Source organism: Streptomyces sp. NPDC045287, assembly GCF_056432325.1.
Window position 1 is genome coordinate 483775 of sequence record NZ_JBWKJG010000001.1, and the last position, 6907, is coordinate 490681.

Consider the following 6907-nt stretch of genomic DNA (forward strand, 5'->3'; position numbering starts at 1 on the left):
GCGGGGAGGTCCAGGGTGGGGCCGGTCGGGTTCTTGGAGTCGCGGACGGGGACCACGCCGTGCGAGACGGCGAGGTTGGCAGCGACCTCGACGCACTGGCCGCCATTGTTGCTGTACGAGGAGGTGAACCAGCGGGGGGTTTCGGTCGTGGTCGTCACGGGGTGCCCTTTCGTAACTGTTTGATCGTGGCCACGGAGACCGCCTGCGACGGTGCCTCGGCCTGTAGTTGATGGTAGGCCGTCAGAAGGGGCAAGACCGAGGTGCTTTCCCGCTCAAGGAAGCCCTGCTGCGCGGACTCGGCGTACGACATGAGCGAGCGATTCGGCATCGTCAGCAGGGTTATCGGCAGATCGAACGGGCGACGTGCGCCCATGTCGAACGGCGCGATCTGGAGCACGGTGTTCGGCTGCTCGGCGAACTCGATCAGCCGCTCCAACTGCGCCTCCATGACCTCCGGTTCCCCGATGGGCCGACGGATGCAGCTCTCGTCCAGTACGGCGAAGACCATCGGCGGCGGTGTCCGGACCAGCGCCGCCTGCCGCTCGGCGACGAGCGAGACCCGCTCCTCCGCCTGATCGGGCGTGATCGCGCCCCTCTTGAGGGCGCTCTCCGCGAGCACCGAGGCGTACTCCGGGGTCTGGAGGAGACCGGGCATCACGCCGACCTCGTACAACCGGATCTCCGCCGCGCGGGCCTCGTGCTCGACGAACTCCGGGAAGCCCTCCAGCAGGGAGCCCTGCCGCATCTCGCGCCATTCGCGCTCGAACAGGTCACCGGTTCCCAGGGCCGCGTCCGCCTGGCGCGCGAGACGCAAGGTAGGCATCTTTCGACCAGTTTCTATGGACGAGAGGTGCGTACTGGAGTACCCCATCCGCGCGCCCAACTCGTCCTGCGTCCAACCGCGCTCCCCGCGCAGTCTGCGCAGACGCGCCCCGAACGCCGCCTGCGGCGAGCTGTCCGGGTCCAACTCCTTGATGTTCAACGGCCCAACACCGACTTTCCGTCCTTCCCCGACACGTTGAAGCAAATCCGACTCTAGGACACGCTGAGCCGCCTTGGTAGTGGATTGACTACGGAGAGGAGTTTTCGGTGTCCGGAGAAACCGAGCGTCCGACCCCGCAGGACCCCCCGCCCGTTCCGACCCTCGGCACGCTCGTGGTGGACACCAGCCGTGGTGACCGCGTCGGGGAGTTCCGGGGGGTCGCCGGCTCGTACTGGTCGCTGCGCCCCGTCCGCGGCGGGACCGAGTGGGAGGCCGAACCCGAGGCGGTCCGCCGGGCGACCCACAAGGAGCGGCTCCACGCGGAGATCGAGCGGTGGAACGCCCGGAGCCGGGGTGAGCTGCTGTGACGCGCGCCTCCGCGTCCGTCCGTCGTTCCCCTTCTCCCGGCCAGGAAGCGCCCATGTTGCAGTGCACCGCCGTCACCGCCGTACGCACCCCGCACGGCGGGTTCGGCCACCCGATGTGCGAACTGGGCGAGGAACACGAGGGGGAGCACGCGGAGTTCTGCTGGGACGACGACGCGACGGGCGGGGCGGTCTGGTTCCGCTGGAGCGCGCTCGGCGGGCGCTTCGTCCTGCTGCCCTCGTGCGAGGTCACCGGGGGCGAGTACGGGGACGCGTGCACGCTGTTCCGGAACCACCCGGCCGCGCACGCGTGGAACGTCGTCGACCCGACCCTGGAAGCGGTGCGGCAGGAGCTCGAACGGCAGTTTCCCGAGCTGCTCCGGGAGCCGGGGCCGGGGCGGCCAGGTCCGGAGCGGGAGCGGGACTGAGGGTTCGCGCGGGTCCCGGCCCTCCGGTCCGCGACGAACGGTGGTGCACGTCCGGGGGGTCCCGACCCCCGGCCACCCGAAGGCCGGGAAGGGTGTGGCCGGGTTGTGCGCGCCGGCCCCGACGCGCACCCCGTGGAAGCCGAACCCGAGGGCCTCCGGTCCACGTCGGGTCGGTCGTCCCCGGCTCGGGGAGGGGCCCCGGACGCGGGCGGTGCCGCTTCGCGTCTCCGGCGCGTAGGGCGGGGTCGGCACCGGTCCCGGGGCGATGGGCCGGTCGACCGGAGGGGCCCGCCACGGCTTGGTCGGCACCGGCGTCCCGTACCGCGCCTCGACGCGGTAACTGAAGGGTCACCGCAGGTGGGACGGTGTGACGCCGGTACGGGGTCGGCCGCCCGCGTGGACGACGACCCCGTGGACGGCGATCCCGTGGACGACGACCTCGCAAGCACGCGTGTGGTCGGCGCGGCCGTGGCGTACGAGCGCGTGGTCGAAGGTCGCGTGGTCGAAGGTCTCGACCGGTGACCGGTGACCGGTGATCGGTGACCGGCGTCCGGCGTCCGGCGTCCGGTTCGAGTGTGACGGTGTCCGTACCGTCCTTCCGCCCCGTCTGGGCCCGGCACCCCATCTGGGCTCGGTGTCTCACCTGGGCTCGGTGTCTCACCTGGGCCCGGCGCCCCGCCTGGGTCCGGGGTCCCTCCGCCACCCCGCCGTGCGGTCCGGGGCCGGGTGGGCGGGGTGACGGAGGGGCGGGGTGTAGGCCGGATCCAGCCTGCGGAGTGACGTTTCGTCAGGAGCAGCCGTTCAGCACCGACTGGAGGGCGCTCTTCTCGGCGGAGTCCACCGAGAGGCCCCAGTAGTGCTTCACGTGCACCCACATGCGGGCGTACGTGCAGCGGTACGCGGTGCGCGAGGGCAGCCACTCGGCCGGGTCCTGGTCACCCTTGGCCTGGTTGACGTTGTCCGTGACGGCGATGAGCTGCGGACGCGTCAGGTCGTTGGCGAAGGAGCGGCGCTGCGTGGTGGTCCAGGAGCTCGCGCCCGAGCGCCACGCCTCGGCGAGCGGCACGACGTGGTCGATGTCGAGGTCGGAGGCGGCGTACCAGGTGGCGCCGTCGTACTCGGAGTACCAGCTCCCGCCGGTCGCCGCGCAGGTGGAGTCCTGGACGACGCCCGTGCCGTCGCGCTCCAGGACGACCTCGCGGGTGTTGCAGGCGTCGTACTGGGTGATCCAGTGCGGGAACAGGTCCCGGCTGTAGCCGGAGGAGGAACCTTCCGCCCGGACCGTGAGCTGGCCCAGGTACGTGCGCGCGGTGGCGGCGCTGACCGGGGTGGGCGGGGACGCCTGGGCGGCGGGGGCGGTGGTCAGCAGGCCGGTGACCGCGAGGGCGGCCGTCGCGGCGAGCGCGGCGAGGCGGCGCGTGGATCGACGCGCGTAGACAGAGAACATGCGAACTCCCTTGTGCGGTGGGGGTGTCGGCCGGTGCGCCCGTGCGGGCGGCCCGCCCATGGTGGTGGCGCCGGATGTCCTGGAAATGGGCTCCAGGTAACAGCGTGACGACATGAACACGTCACATCAAGGGCCGTGTCCAGTTCTTGACACCCGGACAGGTAACGCTCGGGGCCCTAGGGTTGACGCGTGCTGCTGCCGGTCGACCTCACCTTCGGTGCCGTCCTCGCCGCCCTGCTCGCCGTCGCGGCGGCCGTCGTCGCCGTCGCCCGGCTGCGCCCGCCCCGCGAGACCGTCGTCGCGGGAGTGCGCGCGGCGGTGCAGCTCGCGGCCGTCTCGTTGGTGATCGGCTGGGTGGTCCGCGCCGCGCCGCTGCTGCTGCTCTTCCTGCTGATGATGTACGGCGTCGCCGTGCGGACCGCCGGACGGCGCCTCACGCACAACCGCACCTGGTGGTGGGCCGCCGCCCCGGTGGGCGCCGGGGTCGCCCCGGTCGTCGCGGCGCTGCTGCTCACCGGGCTCGTACCGGCCGAGGGCATCACGCTGATCCCCGTGACCGGCATCCTCATCGGCGGGGCGCTCACCGCCACCGTCCTCGGTGGCCGGCGCGCCCTGGACGAGCTCGCCACCCGCCGCGGCGAGGTCGAGGCCGGCCTCGCGCTGGGGCTGCTGCCGAGGGAGGCCCGCCTGGAGGTGGCGCGGACGGCGGCGGCGGACGCGCTGCTGCCGGGGCTCGACCAGACCAGGACCGTGGGGCTCGTCACACTGCCGGGCGCGTTCGTCGGGATGCTGCTGGGCGGGGCGTCGCCGCTGCTCGCCGGGGCCGTGCAGCTGTTCGTGCTGGTCGCGCTGATGGCGGTGCAGGCGGTCGCGGTCGCGGTGGTGCTGGAGCTGGTCGCGCGGGGGTTGCTGCACCGGGAGGAGGGTTCCGGCCGGCGTCGCGTACCCTGGAGGGAGCAGAAGGGGAGTAGCTCCTAGCCGGACCGTCGACATACTGCTGGGCTTCGTGCCCGGCCGGCGCCCGGAGGCGGATCTCGTCGGAGACCGCCAGCGAGACCTTCGGCATCAGCAGAATCCATGTATCCATGGCCCTGCCGTGCCGAAGCGACCCCTGGAACGCGTGAGTGAAGGTCTCTCGGCACGGCGGCGGCCCGACCGATTGAGGAACCCAGCCCGTGCTCAGCTTCACGATCATGGCGATCACCTTCGGTGTCGTCTTCCTCGCCGAACTCCCCGACAAGACCGCCCTCGCCGGCCTCATGCTGGGCACCCGCTACCGGGCGTCGTACGTCTTCGCGGGCGTCGCCGCCGCCTTCGCGGTCCACGTGGCGCTCGCCGTCGCCGCGGGCAGCGTCCTCACCCTGCTGCCGCACCGGCTGGTGCAGGCGTTCGTCGGCGTGCTGTTCCTCGCGGGCGCGGCGATGCTGCTGCTGAAGAAGGACGACGGCGACGACGAGGAGATGAAGGCCCCCGCCGACCAGTCGTTCTGGAAGGTCTCCGGGGCGGGCTTCATGCTGATCCTCGTCGCCGAGTTCGGCGACCTCACGCAGATCATGACCGCGAACCTGGCCGCCCGCTACGACGACCCGCTCTCCGTCGGCCTCGGCGCGGTCCTCGCCCTCTGGGCGGTCGCCGGACTGGGCATCGTCGGCGGGCGGACGCTGATGAAGTACGTGCCGCTGCGGCTGATCACGAAGGTGGCGGCGGGCCTGATGCTGGCCCTGGCCGGTTTCAGCCTGTACGAGGCGCTGGTCGGCTGACCTGCGGGTCGTCTGGCCGGCCGGTGGGCCGGCGGGCCGGCCGCCCGACCGGCCGGGGTGCCCTTCGGGGGTGCCCCGGCCGGTGGGTGCTACGGCGTGACGTGCAGGCGGATCCCGCCGTCGGCGTCCGCCTCCACCCGCAGGTGCGTCAGGTCCGGTACGTGCACGTCCGGCGCGAACGCCGCCGCGCGCGGGCCCACGCCCACGACGCGCATCCCGGCGGCCCGCCCGGCCTCGACGCCCGCCTCGGAGTCCTCGAACACCACGCAGTCCCGGGGCGCGAAGCCCAGCTCGGCCGCGCCCTTCAGGAAACCCTCCGGGTCCGGCTTGCTGGCGCTCACGGACTCCGCGGTCACCCGCACGTCCGGCATCCGCAGCCCCGCGGCGCCCATCCGGGCCCGAGCCAGCGCCGCGTCGGCGGAGGTCACCAGGGCGTGCGGGAGCGCGGCGAGGGCCGCGAGGAAGGCGGGCGCGCCCGGGACCGGGACGACGCCGTCGAGGTCGGCGGTCTCCTCGGCGAGCAGCTCGCGGTTCTCCGCGTGGTTCTGCTCCATCGGGCGGTCCGGGAGGAGGACGGCCATCGTGGCGTACCCCTGGCGGCCGTGCACCACCTTCAGCGCCTCCTCCGGGTCGAGCCCGTGCCGCAGCGCCCACCGCCGCCAGACGCGCTCCACCACCGCGTCGGAGTTCACGAGCGTGCCGTCCATGTCGAGCAGCAGGGCGCGGGCGGTGAGGACGTCGGGGGTGGAAGCGGTGGCCGGCATGGGCACTCCAGAGGCAGAAGACGTACGAAGTGGGCCCGCCCGCCGGTCAGGGAATACGGGCGGGACCACTTTGTTTCTCCACGATACAAAACAAAGGGCGTGCAGCGCCACCCGGCCCCTCGCGGAGGCGGCCGGTCCGGGGCCCGCGCGGGCCCGTGCGGTACGGGTGCGGCCCGTACCGCACGGGCGGCGTTTCAGTCGTCTCAGTCGTCCATGTGGGCGGTGTCGGTCTCCAGGGCCTTCCTGGTGGTGGGGCCGTAGACGCCGCGCGGGTCGGCGGTGATCCCGCGGCGCGTCTGGTACTCGGCGACGGACCGCTCGACGTTCTTGTCGTAGCGGCCGTTCATCGCGTCGTAGTACAGGCCGAGGTCGCGCAGTCGGTACTGGAGCTCCAGGACCTCCTCGCCCTGGTCGCCGCGTTGCAGGGTCGAACCGTGCTCCTGCGGCCGTTCCGTGTTCGGCGCGGACGGCTGCTGGGTGTCGGGGCGCGGTCGCACCGAGGCGGTCTCCCGCCGCTCCGGGAGCTTCGACGCGGTGGGGCCCGCGGTGTCCGGGGCGCCGCCCCCAGCCCCCGTGGAGGACGGGGCGCCCGACGCGGACGGCGAGAGGGCCGCCGCGGGCGCGGAGGACCTGGCGGACGCGGAGGACGTGGCGGACGGCACCGACGAGGCGGTCCGCGAGGGTTCCGCGCTCTCCTCCGGCGCCGGGCTGGCCGGGTCCGCCGGGCCGGTCGGCCACGGGGGCGCGCTCAGGTTCGGGTCGGGCGCCACCCGGTCGGCCGTATCGCCGCCGTCGAACAGGCCGCCCGCGAACGCCACCGCCCCGGCCACCGCCACGACAGCCGCCACCGCGGCGGCGACCGCCCCCGGACGGCGCCCGCCCGCCGGCCGCCGCACGTCCTCACGCCGGCGCGAACGGCGCGGCCCCGGCGTGACGTCCATGCCGTCCATGCCGTCCATGCCGTGCGTCGCGTCCACGTCACCCGCGCCGGTGAAGCCCGCCGCGTACCCCGGCGCCGCGTATCCGGGGCCCGGCGCTCCGTACCCCGCGCCCGGTGCCCCGTCCGCGGGCGGCGGGCCCGCCGCCGGACCGGCTCCGGTCCCGGTCCCGAGGTACAGCGGTGCCGTGGACTCCACGTCCGGCTCCGTCCCCCGGCCCCCG

At 73.7% G+C, this 6907-nt stretch carries 10 protein-coding genes; 5 read left to right on the plus strand and 5 right to left on the minus strand.

Going from position 1 to position 6907, the window contains the following annotated elements:
* Positions 1 to 158, minus strand: a 158-nt coding sequence (locus AC07D6_RS02110) for a DUF397 domain-containing protein (protein ID WP_479041565.1), incomplete at its 3' end; no start/stop codon positions are given.
* Positions 155 to 982: a helix-turn-helix domain-containing protein gene (locus AC07D6_RS02115; RefSeq protein WP_479041208.1), complete on the minus strand. Its 828-nt coding sequence runs from the start codon at positions 980 to 982 to the stop codon at positions 155 to 157. The genes AC07D6_RS02110 and AC07D6_RS02115, both read right to left, overlap by 4 nt.
* A 107-nt stretch (positions 983 to 1089) precedes the next feature.
* Here AC07D6_RS02115 and AC07D6_RS02120 point away from each other — a divergent pair, with 107 nt between their 5' ends.
* The 3 genes from AC07D6_RS02120 (at position 1090) to AC07D6_RS02130 (ending at position 2297) form a co-directional block, all read left to right on the plus strand.
* Positions 1090 to 1350 carry a hypothetical protein gene (locus AC07D6_RS02120; RefSeq protein ID WP_479041210.1) on the plus strand — a complete coding sequence of 87 codons (261 nt, stop codon included), beginning with the start codon at positions 1090 to 1092 and terminating at the stop codon, positions 1348 to 1350.
* Positions 1351 to 1403: 53 nt separating this feature from the next.
* Positions 1404 to 1775: a hypothetical protein gene (locus tag AC07D6_RS02125; RefSeq protein ID WP_479041212.1), complete on the plus strand. Its 372-nt coding sequence runs from the start codon at positions 1404 to 1406 to the stop codon at positions 1773 to 1775.
* Positions 1776 to 2171: 396 nt separating this feature from the next.
* On the plus strand, positions 2172 to 2297 hold the full coding sequence (locus tag AC07D6_RS02130) for a hypothetical protein (RefSeq protein WP_479041214.1): 126 nt from the start codon (positions 2172 to 2174) through the stop codon (positions 2295 to 2297).
* Positions 2298 to 2562: 265 nt separating this feature from the next.
* Here AC07D6_RS02130 and AC07D6_RS02135 read toward each other — a convergent pair whose 3' ends face one another.
* Positions 2563 to 3222 (minus strand): HNH endonuclease family protein, encoded by a 660-nt coding sequence (locus AC07D6_RS02135; protein WP_479041215.1) that lies wholly within the window; start codon positions 3220 to 3222, stop codon positions 2563 to 2565.
* Positions 3223 to 3411: 189 nt separating this feature from the next.
* On the opposite strand from AC07D6_RS02135, the gene AC07D6_RS02140 reads away from it, so the two are divergent.
* Both AC07D6_RS02140 and AC07D6_RS02145 read left to right on the plus strand, forming a co-directional pair.
* A complete protein-coding gene (locus tag AC07D6_RS02140; protein WP_479041216.1) occupies positions 3412 to 4200 on the plus strand; it encodes an ABC transporter permease in 789 nt (262 codons plus the stop codon).
* A 197-nt stretch (positions 4201 to 4397) separates the two neighbouring features.
* A complete protein-coding gene (locus AC07D6_RS02145; RefSeq protein ID WP_315878728.1) occupies positions 4398 to 4982 on the plus strand; it encodes a TMEM165/GDT1 family protein in 585 nt (194 codons plus the stop codon).
* Between the two features lie 89 nt (positions 4983 to 5071).
* Here AC07D6_RS02145 and AC07D6_RS02150 read toward each other — a convergent pair whose 3' ends face one another.
* Both AC07D6_RS02150 and AC07D6_RS02155 read right to left on the minus strand, forming a co-directional pair.
* On the minus strand, positions 5072 to 5746 hold the full coding sequence (locus tag AC07D6_RS02150) for an HAD-IA family hydrolase (RefSeq protein WP_479041218.1): 675 nt from the start codon (positions 5744 to 5746) through the stop codon (positions 5072 to 5074).
* 203 nt (positions 5747 to 5949) lie between these two features.
* Positions 5950 to 6907 (minus strand): peptidoglycan-binding domain-containing protein (locus AC07D6_RS02155; RefSeq protein ID WP_479041220.1); only part of this gene is annotated, 958 nt, incomplete at its 5' end.

Excerpts from the sequence above, each read along its gene's own strand:
- AC07D6_RS02125 (WP_479041212.1), top strand. The coding sequence starts at position 1,404 with ATGTTGCAGTGCACCGCCGTCACCGCCGTACGCACCCCGCACGGCGGG.
- AC07D6_RS02135 (WP_479041215.1), bottom strand. The coding sequence starts at position 3,222 with ATGTTCTCTGTCTACGCGCGTCGATCCACGCGCCGCCTCGCCGCGCTC.
- AC07D6_RS02150 (WP_479041218.1), bottom strand. The coding sequence starts at position 5,746 with ATGCCGGCCACCGCTTCCACCCCCGACGTCCTCACCGCCCGCGCCCTG.